The organism is Vibrio sp. SCSIO 43133, from assembly GCF_023716845.1.
Lineage (GTDB): Bacteria > Pseudomonadota > Gammaproteobacteria > Enterobacterales > Vibrionaceae > Vibrio > Vibrio mediterranei.
Map to the genome: position 1 here is coordinate 57,108 of NZ_CP068024.1, position 17,335 is coordinate 74,442.

14 protein-coding genes are annotated in these 17,335 nt (G+C 45.5%); 8 read left to right on the forward strand and 6 right to left on the reverse strand.

What is annotated here, in order from left to right:
• Positions 1–256: 256 nt before the first annotated feature.
• The 3 genes from gorA to JKJ11_RS00295 all read right to left on the reverse strand — a co-directional run bounded on the left by gorA (position 257) and on the right by JKJ11_RS00295 (position 3,589).
• A complete protein-coding gene (gene gorA / locus JKJ11_RS00285; RefSeq protein ID WP_006072074.1) occupies positions 257–1,612 on the reverse strand; it encodes a glutathione-disulfide reductase in 1,356 nt (451 codons plus the stop codon).
• A 220-nt stretch (positions 1,613–1,832) separates the two neighbouring features.
• Positions 1,833–2,531, reverse strand: coding sequence for a glutathione S-transferase family protein (locus JKJ11_RS00290; protein WP_252038610.1), 699 nt, complete (start codon positions 2,529–2,531; stop codon positions 1,833–1,835).
• A gap of 218 nt (positions 2,532–2,749) precedes the next feature.
• The gene (locus JKJ11_RS00295; RefSeq protein ID WP_006072078.1) at positions 2,750–3,589 is read right to left on the reverse strand and encodes a 23S rRNA (adenine(2030)-N(6))-methyltransferase RlmJ; all 840 of its coding nucleotides are present in this window, start codon (positions 3,587–3,589) and stop codon (positions 2,750–2,752) included.
• Positions 3,590–3,788: 199 nt separating this feature from the next.
• Here JKJ11_RS00295 and prlC point away from each other — a divergent pair, with 199 nt between their 5' ends.
• Positions 3,789–5,831, forward strand: a complete 2,043-nt coding sequence (gene prlC, locus JKJ11_RS00300; protein WP_006072080.1) for an oligopeptidase A — start codon at positions 3,789–3,791, stop codon at positions 5,829–5,831.
• A gap of 549 nt (positions 5,832–6,380) precedes the next feature.
• Entirely contained in the window at positions 6,381–9,134 is a 2,754-nt protein-coding gene (locus JKJ11_RS00305; protein ID WP_252038611.1) for a cation-translocating P-type ATPase, read from the forward strand.
• Positions 9,135–9,306: 172 nt separating this feature from the next.
• Here JKJ11_RS00305 and asnC read toward each other — a convergent pair whose 3' ends face one another.
• Entirely contained in the window at positions 9,307–9,768 is a 462-nt protein-coding gene (asnC, locus tag JKJ11_RS00310) for a transcriptional regulator AsnC (protein ID WP_006072083.1), read from the reverse strand.
• Positions 9,769–9,916: 148 nt separating this feature from the next.
• Between asnC and JKJ11_RS00315 the strand changes: the two genes are divergently transcribed.
• Together JKJ11_RS00315 and JKJ11_RS00320 are read left to right on the forward strand one after the other, a co-directional pair.
• Entirely contained in the window at positions 9,917–10,696 is a 780-nt protein-coding gene (locus tag JKJ11_RS00315; protein WP_236111272.1) for a class I SAM-dependent methyltransferase, read from the forward strand.
• Between the two features lie 131 nt (positions 10,697–10,827).
• Positions 10,828–11,343, forward strand: a complete 516-nt coding sequence (locus JKJ11_RS00320; RefSeq protein ID WP_006072086.1) for a hypothetical protein — start codon at positions 10,828–10,830, stop codon at positions 11,341–11,343.
• Positions 11,344–11,362: 19 nt separating this feature from the next.
• Here the strand turns inward: JKJ11_RS00320 and JKJ11_RS00325 are convergent, their stop codons facing one another.
• The gene (locus JKJ11_RS00325) at positions 11,363–12,241 is read right to left on the reverse strand and encodes a carboxylate/amino acid/amine transporter (protein WP_252038612.1); all 879 of its coding nucleotides are present in this window, start codon (positions 12,239–12,241) and stop codon (positions 11,363–11,365) included.
• 105 nt (positions 12,242–12,346) lie between these two features.
• Complete coding sequence (gene uspA / locus JKJ11_RS00330; RefSeq protein ID WP_006072089.1) at positions 12,347–12,772, reverse strand: universal stress protein UspA; 426 nt, start codon at positions 12,770–12,772, stop codon at positions 12,347–12,349.
• A gap of 365 nt (positions 12,773–13,137) precedes the next feature.
• Between uspA and ftnA the strand changes: the two genes are divergently transcribed.
• The 4 genes from ftnA to JKJ11_RS00350 all read left to right on the forward strand — a co-directional run bounded on the left by ftnA (position 13,138) and on the right by JKJ11_RS00350 (position 17,051).
• Complete coding sequence (gene ftnA / locus JKJ11_RS00335; protein ID WP_006072091.1) at positions 13,138–13,665, forward strand: non-heme ferritin; 528 nt, start codon at positions 13,138–13,140, stop codon at positions 13,663–13,665.
• A gap of 69 nt (positions 13,666–13,734) precedes the next feature.
• Positions 13,735–14,058, forward strand: a complete 324-nt coding sequence (gene uspB / locus JKJ11_RS00340) for a universal stress protein UspB (protein ID WP_006072092.1) — start codon at positions 13,735–13,737, stop codon at positions 14,056–14,058.
• Between the two features lie 192 nt (positions 14,059–14,250).
• Positions 14,251–15,438: a BaiN/RdsA family NAD(P)/FAD-dependent oxidoreductase gene (locus JKJ11_RS00345; protein ID WP_198558532.1), complete on the forward strand. Its 1,188-nt coding sequence runs from the start codon at positions 14,251–14,253 to the stop codon at positions 15,436–15,438.
• Between the two features lie 326 nt (positions 15,439–15,764).
• Positions 15,765–17,051, forward strand: a complete 1,287-nt coding sequence (locus JKJ11_RS00350) for an L-cysteine desulfidase family protein (RefSeq protein WP_006072096.1) — start codon at positions 15,765–15,767, stop codon at positions 17,049–17,051.
• The last annotated feature ends 284 nt before the right edge of the window (positions 17,052–17,335 follow it).

The following is a 17,335-nucleotide window of genomic DNA, read 5'->3' on the forward strand; positions in this document are numbered from 1 at the left end:
TTTTCAATATTATTTATCTTCGCTAGATAGATTCACCTGTAGTGAGGAGACGTTACTTTCTAGCGCAACAAACTATAGAAAAGGCCATGGAAGAGTGAGCGTGAAACCCATGAATTTCGTGCTTGATGCTTTCTCTATGCGAGGCATTTCAAACCTTACTTGAGTGACTAAGGTGAAACTCTCGTTGAAGTGTGTAATGGCTCTAAAACTAAAAAGCCCAGCATCTCAGCTGGGCTTTGAAAATAGAGTGTATGCGTTAGCGCATCGTCACGAATTCCTCAGAACCCGTTGGGTGAATTGCCACGACAGAGTCGAAGTCTGCTTTGGTCGCGCCCATCTTCATCGCAACGCCAAAACCTTGAATCATTTCATCAACAGTAAAGCCGATGCCGTGCAAGCCAACAACCGTCTCTTCTGGGCCAGCACAAACTAGTTTCATCTTACATGGCTGGCGATGCTTGGTTACTGCTGTGTACATAGCAGTGAAGCCAGAGGTGTAGACTTTGATGTTATCTTTGCCGTACTTCTCTTCCGCTTGTTGTGTGGTTAGGCCGATGGTGCCGATAGGTGGATGACTGAATACCACAGTTGGTACTAGGTCGTAGTCCATCTTCGCATCTGGTTTGTTGTTAAATAGGCGCTCAGAAAGCTGACGACCTGCTTTAACGGCAACTGGAGTGAGCTCAATGCCGCCTTCCATGATGTCACCAACACAGTAAATACCATCTACATTCGTGGTTTGGTACTCATCGACTTTGATGTAGCCACGATCGTTGGTTGCCACACCTGTAGCACCAAGATTAATTGCATCTGTCGCTGGGTGACGACCGATTGCCCAAATCAAGGTATCAACATTTTGGCTCTCACCGTTTTCAAGATGTAGCGTTAGGCTACCGTCCGCCTCTTTAACCACTTCTTTAGGCACGGAGTGGGTGTGCAGCGTTGGACCTTCGGTATTCATTACTTCAACCAACGTCTCGATGATCATTGGGTCAAAGCTACGTAGAGGTGATTCTTTACGGCAGAATAGGTGAGTTTCTGTACCTAGTGCGTGTAGTACACCTGCGATTTCTACTGCAATGTAGCCTGCGCCGATAACTGCAACGCGTTTTGGCTGCTCGCTTAGCTCAAAGAAACCATTAGAATCGATGCCGTATTCTGCGCCTGGAATATTTGGAATGGTTGGACGACCACCAACGGCAATAAGGATGTGATCAGCTGTGTAGTGCTCGCCGTTCACTTCGACAGTTTTCGCATCAACAAACTTAGCAAAACCACGAATGACATTAACTTTGTTGTTGCCAAGCACGCGATCGTAAGATTGGTGAATACGGCCAATGTATGCTTGGCGGCTCTCAACCAGTTTGCTCCAATCGAAGCCTTTAACGTCGACATCAAAACCATAGTCTTCTGCGTACAGGTTCATCGCTTCAGCAACTTGTGCACCGTGCCACATGACTTTCTTTGGCACACAGCCAACGTTTACACAGGTACCGCCAAGATCTTGAGCTTCAATCAGCGCGACCTTCGCGCCGTACATTGCCGCACGGTTAGCAGATGCGATACCGCCGCTGCCACCACCAATACAGATATAGTCAAAATGCGTTGCCATTACGTTCTCCGAGAGCTTATTAATTTTATGATTGCTAGTAACAGATACATTGGGGTGAAGAGTAGGGAACTCAATATCATCGCAATGTTTTGTTAAGAATCGCTATCCATACTATAAATCGAGTCTAGCAACTTTCTCCAATGGGAAAAAGCAGAGTTAATTATGAGTAATAACGATTAATGACGAGATAAGAGGGCATTACGCCCTCTATAAAAGTCGCTTAGCCACAACAGCTTGATGTTGAGCAATCTTGTTTAGCTTGTACGTCTTTTCCAGTAGCAAGGTAAGTATTAGTTAGGTAGAAATCAGCAAACTGCGTTTCAAAGTCGCTAGAGACGGTCTTCTCGACCAATCCTGATTCCATGATGTTGCGTTGCCACGCTTGCATTTTTGGCAGTCCGCAGAAAAAATCATAGCCAGAGTGCGCTTTTACAATTGCAGCGCGATGCAAGAGTGGTAACCACGCCATATCAACATTGCTGAAGGTGTCCGACTTGAAAAACTTGGTGTTACCAGATAGCTGATTCTCTGCCTTTTGGAATGCCTTAATCAGCTTTTCCGCACGCTCTTCAAAGGTCTCTTTATCTTTGCTGCTCATTGTGCCGCATTGAGCAAGGTAGTGTTTAGAGCCTAAATAGCTCCATGCACGATCGAGTGCGCGCTGCTCGTTACTCACGCCTTGCTCAATCGGACCATATTCATCTTCGATGTATTCAATGATAGCGTCTGATTCAAACAAAGCGGTACCTGATTCCGTGACCATCACTGGCACCTGACCATTGGGTGAGATATCTAGGAACCATTGTGGCTTGTCTTTTAGGCTGATGTATTCAATCTCATAGGGAATGCGTTTTGCTTCCAGTGCAGCAGTGACACGTTGGACAAAAGGACAAATCTTAAAGCTAACAATCTTAATCATCTGGGTTTTCCTCACTAGGCTATTAGGGTGTACACATTGCACATGGCTTCGGTACTTTCACTAGTAAGACGCAGGAGGCGAGAGAAAGACGAAAATAATTTCAATAAAGTCGAAATGTTTTCTGGAGAGCTAAAAATAAGCGCAATTAAGAAAGGCGCAATATTGCTTTAAAACAATTGATTACGCCTTTTCTTGAGATTAGAAGTGTTTCCCAAAAATTATTCTGGGACAATCCACTCCACTTTAAAGTGGCCTGTTGCTGGAGCGATCTTGTCTTTAAGGTACGGCAAAATGGCATTCATTTGCTGCTCTAGCTTCCACGGTGGGTTGATGACAATCATGCCCGAAGCTGTCATTCCGCGTTCGTTAGTATCTGGTGAGACACCAAGTTCGATTTGCAAAATCTTGCGAATACCAAGACCTTCTAAGCCTTCAATCATATCGTCGATATCATAGCGATTGACCACAGGGTACCAAATCGCATAAATACCCGTTGCCCAGCGTTTATAACTTTGGGCAATGGCCGTCACGACATCACGATATTCACGAGCGAGTTCATAAGGTGGATCGATCAAGACCAAGCCACGGCGTTCTGCTGGTGGCAAGCTGCCTTTTAAGCGCTTAAAACCGTCTTCTTTAAAGATTTTGACTTGACGGTCGCGATGGAATTCTTGCTCAAGTAATGGGAAGTCGCTTGGATGTAATTCTGTTAAAACCATGCGGTCTTGAGGACGCAAATGGGCACGCGCCACACGAGGAGAACCAGGGTAATAACGCAGTGTGTCGCTGTTGTTCAGTGTCTCTATCGATTCAATGTAGCTAGCGATATCTTCAGGAATGTCGGCATTGCCCCAAATACGGCCGATGCCTTGCTTGTATTCACCAGTTTTCTCTGACCACTCGTGGGTAAGGTCATAACGGCCTACGCCCGAATGAGTATCGTGATAAACGAATGGCTTTTCCTTGTTTTTTAGTGAATTAAGGATAAGACTTTGTACTATGTGTTTAACCACATCGGCATGGTTACCCGCGTGAAAACTGTGACGATAGCTCAGCAAAATAAAGACTCTGTTTAACAATAATGGACGGATTATAACCTCTTCTGACGAGAAGCGGCAGAGGTGTTGGTGTTTTGAATCACCGTAATTGAATCTCGAAGGATTGAAATTTCTCTTTCGAGACTACATTTATCTATTAATTACGCTCACTTGCCTTCCAATGAAGTGAGGGAATCCAATAACTAAAAAGGGACGCTGCATGGCAAATCCACTACTGACGTTTACCGACTTACCTCCTTTCTCTCAAATTAAGCCTGAGCATGTGAAACCAGCCGTTGAACAAGCGATTGAGGCATGCCGAGCAAAAATAGACGAAGTGCTTGAAGGTAATACCAACCCGACTTGGGACAATGTCGTTGCGCCAATTGAGCAAATTGATGACAAGCTTAGCCGCTTATGGTCACCTGTGAGCCATATGAACTCAGTGATGAACAGTGATGAATTGCGTGAAGCGTATGAAAGCTGCCTACCAATTCTTTCTGAATACGGCACTTGGGTGGGGCAGCACAAGGGGCTGTATGAAGCGTACAAAGCGATCAAAGCCAGTGACGCGTTTAACACGCTTTCCCAAGCGCAACAGAAAACCATCAAAGATTCACTGCGTGATTTTGAGTTGTCTGGTATTGGTCTGCCAGCTGATGAGCAGCATCGCTATGGTGAAATCAGCAAGCGTATGTCTGAGCTAGGCTCGCAATTCTCTAATAATGTCCTAGATGCCACCATGGGTTGGACTAAGCACATTACTGATGAGAAAGAGCTAGCCGGTATGCCAGAATCGGCACTCGCGGCGGCAAAAGCGGCAGCTGAGGCGAAAGAGTTAGAAGGTTATCTACTGACATTGGATATTCCGTCTTACCTCCCAGTTCTAACCTACTGCGATAACCAAGAGCTACGTAAAGAGCTGTACGAAGCCTACGTGACGCGCGCTTCTGATCGCGGTCCAAATGCGGGTAAATGGGACAACACTGAGATTATCGCTGAGCAACTTAAGCTGCGCCATGAAATCGCCCGCTTGCTTGGCTTTGGTACTTATAGTGAAAAGTCACTGGCGACCAAGATGGCAGAAAGCCCAGCCCAAGTGCTTGGCTTCCTCAATGATCTTGCGACTAAAGCTAAACCTCAAGGTGAGCGTGAAGTAGAAGAGCTACGCCAGTTTGCTGAAAAAGAGTTCGGCGTGACAGAGCTAAACCTTTGGGATATTGCTTACTACAGTGAGAAGCAAAAACAGCACCTGTTCCAATTCTCTAATGAGGAGCTGCGCCCTTACTTCCCAGAATCAAAAGTGGTCAGCGGGCTGTTTGAAGTGCTAAACCGCGTCTTCGGGATGCAGATTAAAGAGCGTGAAGGGGTGGACACTTGGCATGAGTCAGTACGCTTCTTCGATATTTTTGATAGCACTGACACACTGCGCGGTAGCTTCTATCTTGATCTGTATGCGCGTGAGCACAAACGTGGCGGTGCGTGGATGGATGAGTGTCGTGTACGACGCACCGATCTTGACGGTGAACTGCAAACACCAGTGGCGTATCTAACGTGTAACTTCAATAAGCCAGTCGGCGGTAAACCTGCCATGTTCACTCATGATGAAGTCGTGACTTTGTTCCACGAAACAGGTCATGGTATTCATCATATGTTGACGAAGATTGATACGGGGGCGGTCTCAGGCATTAACGGTGTTCCTTGGGATGCAGTTGAGCTGCCAAGTCAGTTCCTAGAGAACTGGTGCTGGGAAGAAGAGGCACTTGCGTTTATTTCAGGCCACTATGAGACAGGTGAACCGCTACCTAAAGAGATGCTCGACAAAATGCTAGCGGCGAAAAACTTCCAATCTGCGATGTTTATTTTACGTCAGCTTGAGTTCGGTTTGTTCGATTTCACGCTGCACACGGAATACGATCCAGACATCGGTGCACGCGTGCTAGAGACTCTGGCAGAAGTGAAGTCGAAAGTAGCCGTACTTCCAAGTCTTGAATGGAACCGTTTCTCACACAGCTTTGGTCATATCTTTGCGGGAGGTTATAGCGCGGGTTACTACAGCTACTTGTGGGCAGAAGTGTTGTCTTCCGATGCCTATTCACGTTTTGAGGAAGAAGGCATCTTCAATAAAGAAACAGGACAAAGCTTCTTGAATAACATCCTTGAAATGGGTGGCAGTGAAGAACCAATGGAGCTATTTAAGCGGTTCCGTGGTCGTGAGCCGGAGATCGATGCTCTATTACGTCATTCTGGCATCAGTGCGTAGTATCTAATTGAAGTAATATTTGGAGCCCTTAATCTTTGATTGAGGGCTTTTTTATTATGTTGAGAAAGCTAATTTTACCGGCTGAGCCAATAGTTAAGTTGGTAGAAAAGACCGTTAAGATGATATATCTCCCCAATTGAATAACTATTGAATAGCGATTAATAATCGATAATTCGTCATCAAAACCTTCCGACCTTGATCAAGGTCCGTCGTGTAAACAAGTTTCAATGTTCGAAAAAACAGAAGTGTTATTTCAGTGAAAATTAGGTGTTATTAAAATCTGCTTACAATGAATAATTAGTTCTAAGCTCTGAATAAAAAACTAGTTTGTTTTAAGTCAAAGAATCGTCCTAGAGTGCATGTAAGCGCTCCGAAAGTTAATTACAAGCCTATTTGGTTTCGGGTAATTTATTTTTACTCATCGCTTACGCATTAATTGTTAATAAACATGCAAACAGCGTTGAGATTTTAAAAATTTATATTCAGCGATTGCTTTTTATCGGTTTGCCATTCTACCGGTGTCGACTGAATTTATTCGGAGTATCCCCTATGACTAAAAAGTGGTTCACTGAAACCGTTGAGAATACCCAACAGATGATGGGTGTAGCGCCAGAGCAAGGTTTGTCTTCACAAGAAGCGGCGGAGCGTCAATCTCAGTACGGTAAAAACGAACTTCAAGAAAAGGCAGGAAAATCTGCGCTTGAACTCTTTGCTCATCAATTTAAAAACCCACTGATCTTCATTCTAGGTGTGGGTGCCATTGTTTCCTATTTCACCGGACACTTAGTGGATGCTATCGCGATTACCGCGATCATCTTTATCAATGCGCTTATCGCATTCTGGCAAGAATTCAAAGCTCAGAAAGGGATGGAAGCGCTGCGCCAAATGGCCGCACCGTCTGCACAAGTGAAGCGTGATGGTGAATGGATTGATATTCCAGCTAGCGACATCGTGCCTGGTGATATCTTAAAAATCAGCACAGGTGACATCCTAGCGGCTGACGTTCGTATCTTAGAAGCTAATCGTCTGTCTATCGACGAAGCGGCACTGACTGGTGAATCTGAACCGGTAGATAAAACGGCTAAAGTGATTGACGACGAAACGGTAGGTCTTGGTGACCAGTTAAACATGGGCTTTATGACTACCATGGTTACGTCGGGCACGGGTCTAGGTTTAGTTGTGGCGACAGGTATGCAGACCGAAGTAGGTCACATTGCCGACCTGATGGCGAACACTGAAGAAACTAAGACACCAATGCAAGAGCGTATGGATACCATCGCCAAGACTTTGATGCTAGTTGCGCTTGGCGTAGTAGCAGTAGTGTGTGCGATTGGTCTTTATTATGGCATGCCATGGCTAGAGATCTTAAATACAGGTATCTCACTGTCGGTAGCCGCTATTCCTGAAGGTCTTCCTACGGTTATCACTATTGTTCTGACCATGGGTTCTACTCGTATGGTGAAGAATAATGCTCTGGCTAAGCAGTTGGCGGCGATAGAGACTTTAGGTTCTACCACAGTTATCTGTTCAGATAAAACAGGTACGCTCACCCAAAACCAAATGCAGGTAATGAAGGCGTATGATGCAAGCGGTCGTTACTGGGAAGTAAGTGGTAAAGGCTTCAGCCCTGAAGGTCAATTTAAGCCGCTATCGCACAGCACAGATGCAAAGCAAAGCCCAGAGATGATGAAAGGGCTAGTGGTTGCAACATTATGTAATGACTCTGAATACATCATGGATGGCGACAAGTCGACGGTTCGTGGTAATCCAACAGAGGGCGCCCTGATTGTGGCGGCGGCGAAGGCGGGTCTTAACCAATCTGAGATGCTGACTTCAGGCGGCTATTCAATTGTTGAGAAGTTCCCATTCGACTCTTCTCGTAAGATGGCATCAGTGATTGTTAAAGATCCAGAGGGTAACCATTTCCTAGCGATTAAAGGTGCACCAGATGTGATTCTTCGCAATGCTGCAGGCTTTATGGTTGATGGTATGCCAGTAGACCACACACCAACCGCGACAGACGGCAACTTAGCGCTAGCGGCAAGCCCGAGCGAAGAGGTTGTGGCGAACTATGAAGCGGCGATTGAGAACTTTGCTCAAGATGCATTACGTACGCTAGCGGTTGGCTATAAAGCGTTATCTGAAGCTGACCTTGAGCGTGACCATAGCGAGCTTGAGAAAGACATTACTGTGCTTGGCCTATACGGCATCATGGATCCACCGCGTCCTGAAGTACGCGATGCCATTGAAAGCTGCTACCAAGCAGGGGTAAGAACGGTAATGATCACAGGTGACCACGCGCTAACTGCCGCGGCGATTGCTCGTGATATCGGTATCATCCGTAGTGAGAAAGACTTGGTTGTGACGGGTGCAGAGCTCGATGAGATGGACGATGATAAGCTTCGTCAAATCTGTCCAGACGTTGCGGTATTTGCCCGTGTAACGCCAGAGCACAAGTTACGTATCGTTCAAGCTCAACAGTTCAACAACGAAGTGGCTGCGATGACAGGTGATGGTGTGAATGATGCGCCAGCACTGCGCCGCGCAGACATTGGCGTTGCCATGGGTATTACTGGTACGTCGGTTGCGAAAGACTCAGGTGACCTTATCTTACTGGATGACAACTTTAGCACTATCGTGAAAGCGGTACGCCAAGGTCGTCAAATCTTCGATAACCTTCGTAAGTTCATCCGTCAGGCTCTGACAGCGAACGTTGGTGAAGTATCGGTAATTCTGTTCGCATTCTTAATGATGGGCCCAGAAGCTATTTTGCCGCTAACACCATTGATGATTCTATGGATCAACTTGGTATCGGACGGTCTACCAGCACTAGCGTTAGGTGTTGAGCCAGAAGAGAAAGATCTGATGGAGCGTAAGCCTCGCAAACGTAACGAGAGCTTCTTCAGTGACCATCTAGGTACTCGTATCCTGACTCGTGGTCTGGCACTAGGTGGCATGAGCTACATGGCGTTTAACTGGGCACTGACGAACGGTTTCTCAGCGAACTACGCACAGACAATGGCATTTGCGATGCTGGTGTTTGCTCAGCTATGGCACCTATTTGACTCACGTACCTTTACGTCGCTATACCGCAGAAACCCATTCACTAACCCGTATCTACTAGGTGCGGTAGCGGTGTCAGCGATTCTATCGCTAGGGGTTATTTATACCGGTCTAGGTCAGCTAATCTTCAACACGGAAGCATTAGCAGCAGGTCACTTATTCGGTGTCGTTATGGCAGCATCACTACCGACGCTGGTTATGTCTGCAGTGAAAGAAGCAACGAAGACTAAGTGGGTTTAATCCTTCACTTGGGATAGTAAAAAGGCGCTCTAAAGAGCGCCTTTTTTTGGGTTGGTGGGGCTTTGGAGTAGACCCCTGTCTGCGCAGGGGGACGGACTTAAAAGTATATTTCCTCAAAATGTTCCGTCATTCCGCTAGCTTCGCAGGAATCTACATACGGCGCACACAACCCTTAAGGATTCACATTGCGACTAATCGGGTTCTGCAACGAGATCAACGTTTCCGTCGATTGTACTTCTTCAATCGCTTGCAGTTTATCGATTAACACGTGCTGCAACTCCTCAATTGAGCGACACATCAGCTTCACGAAGATGTTATATGCCCCTGTGGTGTAGTAGGCTTCAACCACTTCATCCAAGGCATTTAGTTTCTCTAGTGCAGAATGGTAGTCACGCGCAGCGTAAAGGTTAATACCGATAAAACAGCACACGTCGTAGCCGAGTTTTTTGGTATTCACGACCACTTCGGTACCTTCGATAATTCCAGCGGCTTTCATCTTTTCAATGCGCACATGGATAGTGGCAGGGCTGACATCGAATTGCTTCGCCATCTCTGCATAGGGGCGACGGGCATCTTCCATCAGTGTTTTTAGGATCGCTTTGTCGAGGTCATCAAGTCCATTAGTGGCATGCATATCGAGTCCTAGGTTATGGTCGTATTGATGGGGCTAAAGCTTATCACTATTTCCATCTGGTCGTCTTTGTGCGGATCACGGTTATTGGTCACCGTTGCGACTTGAGGTAAACTTGCGCGCTATACCTTAGCCTTATTCGGAGCCTATCTTGCAAATCCAACTTATCTGCGAACATGAGCCACGCCAACAACAGCTACTGGATCTTGCCAGTCGTTGGGGCTTAACGGCGTGCCAATCGTCTGAGTTCGCTCTGGTTTTAACTGAAGAAAGGCTAGAACTACGCAAGTTGGATGAGCCTAAACTAGGCGCTATCTTTGTTGATCTTGCTGGTGGTGCGGTGGCTCATCGTCGTAAGTTTGGAGGTGGCAAGGGACAGGCTATTGCTAAAGCGGCAGGGTTAAATAAAGGTGCGACCCCCACCGTTCTTGATGGAACAGCAGGTCTGGGCCGCGATGCTTTTGTACTAGCTTCTCTGGGCTGTAAAGTACAAATGGTAGAAAGACACCCGGTAGTGGCCGCTTTACTTGATGACGGTCTTTCACGTGCCAAGCAGGATGAAGAAATCGGAGAGTGGGTCAGCGAGCGAATGTCTCTGTTGCACGCATCAAGCTTGGAAGCTTTGGATTCCCTCGCCGATGACAGCCAGTTTGAACGCCCCGATGTCGTTTACCTTGACCCGATGTACCCGCATCCAGAAAACAAGAAAAAATCTGCTCTGGTAAAAAAAGAGATGCGAGTTTTCCAGTCTTTGGTCGGCGCTGATACAGATGCCGATGGGTTACTGGATCCAGCTCTGAAGCTTGCGACTAAGCGGGTTGTGGTGAAACGTCCTGATTACGCCAATTGGCTGGATGAGAAAAAACCGACAATGGCGATTGAAACCAAAAAAAACCGTTTTGATGTTTATGTCAACGCATCAATGAGTTAACGCTCTTCATTTGTTTATTTGAGTAATTTGCTCGTTGTAACTGGAGCAAGTTACTTGAAACTGCCCGCATTAGACGTTATATCTAACTAAGAATCATTCCTGTTTTCGTTGTCTGGGTGTTGGAGAGTGGTATGAGTAAGCGTCTGTGTAAGTTAAATCGTCGTGATATTAGCGACAACCTCGGTGAAATACACCGATTAGTCACTGAGCCTAAATACCTATGCCGCTCCTGTTCCCGATCTTCTGTGGACAAATCAACGCTGTGCAAGCCTGCCGCGATTCCTCCTGCCTCTTGTCAAAATAAGCCAGTTCACGAGCAACAGCAATGTGGTGTTCTTGCTGAAGCTTTGCCTCAAATTCGCCCTGCTAAGTTGGAAAAGCTCTCAGAGAAAAAAGTAAGCAAAACATCAGTGTTAGAGGCAAATTTGATTGATTCAGAGATGATGGACGTAGTGGACAAAAAAGCGGTAAAACGAGCCAAGAAGGCCCTAAAGGCACAGAAAAAAGCTCAGAAGAAGTTGCTGAAAGTACTCAAGAAGAGCCAAAAGCTCGCTCGTAAACAGAGTAAGTTGGAACAGAAGTATCAGCTCGCGGCCAATGTGGTTGAGAAACAGGTTGTTAAAGTGCAGCCAGAACAGCTGCACTAGTTTTCTCTAGATGGAAGTCCTAAGCGTTATTGAACTGGGCTTCCGCTCTCGGTTTCACCCACAGTTCGTTGACCACTAACGACAGCAGAATGATACCGCCTCCAATCGACAGTTTTACTAAATCCACATCGCGATTCCAAATCACAATATTGACGATAAGCCCGGCAGGAACCAATAAGTTATTCATCACGGCTAGCGCCCCTGCATTGACCAGACACGCCCCTCTGTTCCAAATGAAATACCCCAAGCCCGATGCAATTACACCCAAGTAAATTAGCACGCCCCATTGCAGGTTGGTGGTCGGCATCTTGTCAAAACTGCCAAACAGCGCAAAGGCGATCGTTGCCACGATGGTTGCTCCAAAGTAGAAGTAACCAAACACACTATGCTGTGGCAGTTCAACGTCTGCTTGCTCCATCACATATTTATAACCAACCTGTCCAATAGCAAAACAGAGGTTGGCTCCCTGTACCACGAGAAAGCCCGTGATGAAGTTGTCGTTGATACCTGCAAATTTGATAAAGGCAGCGCCAGCCACCGCAATCGCGGCAGTGATAAAATACCAAGGAGAAAAGCGTCCTTTTAGGAAGTCATAGAAAAGTGTTACGTAAATGGGAGTAAAAACAGTGAACAGCAACACTTCAGGTACGGATAGCAATAAGAAGGACTGATAGTAGAAGCAATACATCAAGCCTAGTTGGATACCACCAATGGCCATCAGCTTGGCTTTTAAGGCTCCTGGCACTTGTCTAAAGTTAGTAAAAGGCAAAAAGACTAACGCGGCTAGCACCACACGCATTAGAACTGAGAACCACGAATCCACCTGACCCGCTAGATAGACCCCGATTAGGCTAAAAGAAAAAGCCCAAAGCAGAGTGACAGAATAAAGATAACCCATTGCTTAAACATGTTGTTAATGTGAACGATGGAGCTATTGTAACATCTTTGTGAATCAATACAGATCGGATCAAAAAAGGCTCCTTTCGAAGCCTTTTACTGCAAGTTAGTCCTTAATCGGAACCACTAACATATCGACAGGTGAGGTATTGATAAGCTGGCGAGTCGAAGACAGGATTTTACTCCAGAAATCTTGGTGATGACCACATACCACAAGGTCGACATTGTATTCACCAATGGTATCGCGTAGCTCGTTACTTAAATCACCACTACCTACTAATGAATGCTTAATTGGGTAACCTGCGTATTCTGCGAAATCTCTTAATTGAGTCATCGAGGCTTCCATCGCCTGATGTTGTGTCTCGGCCATGTTTAAATCAATCAGCCCGGTGTACAGCTCGGCATAATTGACATCAATATGGATAAATGAAACCTCTGCATCCAGTGGCTTCGCGAGAGAGACCGCCTTGTCTATGAGCATTTTGCTTTCTTCTGAGAGATCTAATGCGACCATAATATGTTTATAACTCATAACGCACTCCTCCTGACGTTAGTACTATGGAAAACATAGCATTTTCCTCCTTAAAATTATGTTGATGTGATCTCAAATCGTTATCCAAAGTACAAATTACAGGCGGTCATTCGTGATCCTGTGAAGACATATCGCGTTTGAACAGAGAGCCTGTTTTGCGCCAGCTAGAGATGAAAAAGTGGAGTCCATAAAGTTAATTCTCAGCAACAAGACAATAAATTGTGAGCAAAGTCGCCAAAGTTTTCTAGAATCAAAAGTAGCGATTGAGTATCCAGCAGGTTGCGAGTTTGGGTTTGAGATCAGAGACTCCTCAATAAGTTATGTTATAGTGGCGTTAACTTTTGAAATAAAATTAGGAGTCTAGAATGCTTTCTCCAGCAATGGTTCAGCATCTGAATGAGCAAATTAACCTCGAATTCTTCTCATCCAATCTATACTTACAAATGAGTGCTTGGTGTGAAGACAAAGGTTTTGAAGGCGCGGCGCTATTTCTTCGTAAACACGCTGACGAAGAAATGCAGCACATGCACAGACTGTTTACTTATGTGAGTGAGACTGGTGCGTTACCGATTTTAGGTAGCATCGAAGCTCCAAGACATGATTTCGAAAGTCTAGGTGATGTGTTCCGTGAAACTTATAAGCATGAGCAGATGATTACTGAAAGAATCAACAAGCTTGCTCATGTGGCGTTCACCGCTCAGGACTACTCAACGTTTAACTTTCTTCAGTGGTATGTTGCGGAGCAACACGAAGAAGAAAAATTGTTTAAAGGGATCTTAGATAAGCTAGAACTCGTAGGTGAGAATGGTCAGGCGCTATTCTTTATCGACAAAGATTTAGCAGTGTTAGCAAAAGAGGGTTCTTCTTCCATTATGGACGCCCCAGCTGAGTAATCTCAGCGTCTAAAAGTCGACTGTTCGTCTTTTTCTCTTGGGTGTCTAGGAAGATGTAGGGAGGAAAAGATGATCAGTGGAGACACTATTCTATTAGCATTGATGCTCATTACCTCAGTCAATATGGCGAGGTATCTGACAGCACTACGCGCACTTATATTCATCATGCGTGAAGCGCATCCGTTGCTCTATCAGCAAGTGGATGGACGAGGCTTCTTTACGGCGCACGGCAATATGTCGAAGCAAGTGAGACTGTATCACTATCTCAAAACTAAAGAATACCTCCACCACCACGATCCAGTGTTTACCGGAAAGTGCGACAGAGTGCGTGAGCTGTTTGTACTTTGCTGTGCGCTTATTGGTGTCACCTTGTTTGCTGGATTTTTGCTTTAACGACAAAGCATTACGGCACCTTTTATAAGGTGAGATTGAGGTAACACAAGGATAAGGCGTTGTCGCGAACCGGGCTAATGGCTCCGGGGAGTTGGCTTTATTTAATGAAGTCGCTAAAATAGCGCCAAATTGTCGAAAGGATGTGCAATCAGCACATCCTTTTTTTATTGAAATTCTTGTCGGAACGTCGTGATGAGTCAAAAAGTAGATGTGGTTGTTATTGGTGCTGGTGCTGCAGGTTTAATGTGTGCAGCAGAAGCGGGAAAACGTGGGCGTAGTGTGCTCGTGCTTGATCACGCCAAAAAACCAGGTCGAAAAATTCTTATCTCTGGTGGTGGTAAATGTAATTTCACCAACTACGACGTTTCTGCCAGTAACTATCTGTGTAGCAATCCACACTTTGTGAAATCGGCCCTGTCTCAGTATACCAACTGGGATTTTATTGCCATGGTGAGCAAATACGGCATTGAGTTTGAAGAGCGCGATCACGGCCAACTGTTCTGTTTAGAGTCGGCAAAAGATATCGTCAAGATGCTGCTGTCAGAATGTGAAACACCGAATATTCGCTTCCGTTATCAAACCGACGTACACAGTATTGAGAAGACGGAGTCCGGTTTCTCTTTGCACGCTGATACTGATGTTATCGAATGTGAATCATTGGTTGTCGCTACTGGTGGGTTATCGATGCCTAAACTGGGGGCAACCCCGTTTGGTTATAAGATTGCTGAGCAGTTTGGTCTCGAAGTAAAACCTACAACTGCGGGTTTAGTGCCATTTACTCTGCACAAGGAAGACAAAGAGGATTTTGCGGAGCTATCGGGTATTGCGGTACCTGCGGAGATTACCGCTAATGACGGCACTTTGTTTAAAGAAGCCTTGCTGTTTACTCACCGTGGTCTGTCTGGACCGTCAGTGCTACAGATTTCTTCTTTCTGGAAGCCGGGTCAAAGTGTGTCGGTTAACCTAGCTCCAGAAGCGGATATTGATGAACTGCTTGCTCGTTCGTTGGAAAAGCACCCAAATCAAAGCTTGAAGAATACTCTGGCACGTGTGCTTCCTAAACGTTTAGTGGAAGTGCTTATTGAGCGCAAAGTATTTGCAGACAAACCATTGAAGCAGTACCACGCCAAAGAGTTGGTGGCAATTCGCGAAGCATTAGAGCACTGGAAAATCGCACCGAATGGCACTGAAGGGTATCGAACGGCTGAGGTGACGCTTGGCGGTGTGAATACCGATCATCTCTCTTCTAAAACGATGGAATGCAAATCGATCCAAGGTTTGTTCTTTATTGGCGAAGTCATGGACGTCACAGGCTGGCTTGGTGGCTACAACTTCCAGTGGTGCTGGTCTTCCGGTTTTGTAGCTGGTCAGCACGTTTAATTAGCCACACTATTCAGCATTCTCTCTCGTTGGGCTTCTACACATTTAGAGAAGTCCATCGTGTACTAACTCTCATCTTCAACTCTCTTTATCCTATCTAAAAATGTGATGCACTTAAAAGACCTTATTTTTAAAGAGGTAATTGGAGAAAATAATTCTCCAATTTTGGTTTTTGATAGTAAATAAGGTAAAAAAAATCTCTAACAAAGCTCGTATAGTGTACCTATTCGCTTAAAAGCATATCAGCCTGAAACGCTTGTTGAACGGGTTGAGATTCATAATTTTCGGTCTTGGAATTCTGAGGCTTGGTGAGTATAGGTGTATTTATGAGAACTGAACTTTGGGATGGTTTTACCCGCTTAATTAAAAAAGAAGTCGTACCTGCATTGGGTTGTACTGAGCCAGTATCGGTTGCACTAGCGAGTGCGATTGCCGCTCAAAAGCTTGCTGGAGATATCCAGATGATCTCGGTCCATGTTTCTCCTAACTTAATGAAAAATGGTATGGGTGTTGGTGTTCCTGGCACGGGAATGGTTGGGTTGTCGATCGCGGCCGCTATCGGTGCCGTGGCTGGTGAGCCAGAGGCTGGGCTTGAAGTTCTCAAAAATATTACGCCGGAAGATGTGACTCAAGCGAAATCATTGCAAAGTGCAGTGACGGTCGAAGTAGCCGACGTGCTCAACATTATTTATGCCAAAGTCGTGGTCAGTGATGGTGAACATCGCGTCGCTGTGACCATTGCAGACAGCCATACTAATGTAGTGTCGATTGAAGAGGATGGCTTAACCACTTACATCAATACACAAGAGCAAGAGGCAGAAACAGCTTCTGAGCCAACAGAAAGTCCAATGAAAGATGCTTGCGCACAGGACATTTTTGACTTTGCTCTGAATGCGCCGTTAGAAAGCATCAGCTTTATTGAGCAAGCCTATCAGCTGAACAATGACCTATCCCATGAAGGGTTAAGCCAAGACTATGGTTTGCAAGTTGGCGCTACATTTAAGCGTAATGTCGACAAAGGTTTGCTTGCTAAAAGCTTGATGACGGACGTACTTTGTCGAACTTCGGCTGCGTCGGATGCTCGTATGGATGGTGCGATGAAGCCAGCGATGAGTAATTCGGGTTCGGGAAATCAAGGTATTTCCGCAACAATGCCTGTTGTGGTAGTAGCTGAGCATGTGCATGCTGACCGAGAAACCATGATTCGAGCACTGATGTTATCTCATTTAATGGCAGTCTATATTAAGAGCTATCAACATAAATTGTCGGCACTATGCGGAGCGACAACCGCTTCGATGGGAGCTGCGGCCGGAATGACATGGCTTCTCGGTGGTAACTTCAAACAAATTAGCGATGCGATATGTAGCATGATTGGTGACGTGGCAGGCATGATTTGCGATGGTGCGAAAACCAGTTGCGCTATGAAGGTCTCATCCTCTGCTGGTGCTGCTTTTAAGGCGACATTGATGGCGTTGGATGGTATTCGCGTAACAGGAAACGAAGGCATTGTCTCAGAAAATGTGGATGAGTCTATTCGTAATCTTTCTAGTCTTGCAAATGGCGCGATGACTCAGACTGATGTTCAAATTCTAGAGATCATGGTGAACAAGTAACGCTCTTTGGTGCCCAAATTGCTCTATGTGTTGATACGTAAAAATAAGCTAAATTGAATACAATAAAAGGCCAATGCTTCATTGGCCTTTTTTACTTTTCTTGTAGGGTTGTTTTCTTCAGCCTAAAACCACCTTCTTTCCTCTCTTTATGGAGCGTATATTCGTGCTTAATAGCATGTTAGTAATATTTGTTATTAACGTTATTTTCTGTGTAATTGTTGAATTTATATTGCAAAGAAATACCTATAAGTAGATTTTAGAACAAATTTCATAAAAGGGTTTAT